Origin of the sequence: Mesorhizobium sp. WSM4976 (genome assembly GCF_029625685.1) — a bacterium.
Lineage (GTDB): Bacteria > Pseudomonadota > Alphaproteobacteria > Rhizobiales > Rhizobiaceae > Mesorhizobium.
On sequence record NZ_JARTVT010000100.1, the window covers coordinates 1 to 938 of the forward strand.

The 938-nt window shown below is 61.9% G+C and carries 1 protein-coding gene; it reads left to right on the plus strand.

From position 1 onward, the window contains the following. On the plus strand, nucleotides 1-908 hold a 908-nt coding region (locus P9272_RS35870), incomplete at its 5' end, for an IS3 family transposase (RefSeq protein WP_278164941.1). Nucleotides 909-938 lie beyond the last annotated feature (30 nt).

Below are 938 nucleotides of genomic sequence, written 5' to 3' on the forward strand. Positions count from 1 at the left end.
CGCGACATCCTAAAAAAGGCCGCAGCCTACTTCGCGAGGGAAGTGACATGAGGTTCGCTTTCATCGCGAGGCACCGGAACATCTGGCCGGTGGCGTGGCTGTGCGACGCGCTGGACGTATCCCGCTCAGGCTTCCATGCCTGGCTCAACCGCAGCCCCAGCGCTCGCTCCCGGCACGACGAGGTGCTCGTTGCCCAGATCGACCGAAGCTTCAAGAGCAGCGACCGCACCTATGGCGCCCGCCGCGTCTGGCACGACTTATTGGCGGAAGGCCTATCTTGCGGTCTGCATCGCATCGAACGGCTGATGCGGGAGAACGGCCTGCGTGCACGTCCACGCCGACGTGGGCTGCCGAAGGATACGGGCGAGCGAGCGGCAGTGTCGGACAACCTCCTCGACCGCGCCTTCGAGGCATCGGCTCCGAACCAGAAATGGATTGCCGACTTCACTTACATCTGGACCGCAGAAGGTTGGCTCTACGTTGCCGCCGTGGTCGATCTATTCTCTCGCCGTGTCGTCGGCTGGGCGATGAAGGCCGAGATGACGGCGCAACTCGTCACCGACGCCCTCATCATGGCGATCTGGCGCCGAGGCAAACCGGACAGCCTGCTGCATCATTCCGACCAAGGATCGCAATATACGAGCGAGCAGTTCCAGCGCCTGATGGCCGATAACGGCATCACATGTTCGATGAGCAGGTCGGGCAACGTGTGGGACAATGCCGCGATGGAGAGCTTCTTCTCGTCGCTGAAAACCGAGCGCGCAGCCCGCAAGGTCTACAGGACGAGAGATGACGCCAGGGCCGACGTGTTCGATTACATCGAGCGCTTCTACAACCCGCGGCGACGGCATTCGACATTGGGCTATCTGAGCCCCGTCGAGTTCGAGGAGCAAGCTATGCTAGCTTAACCTGGTGTCCGAAAAACCGGCAGCAGGCCA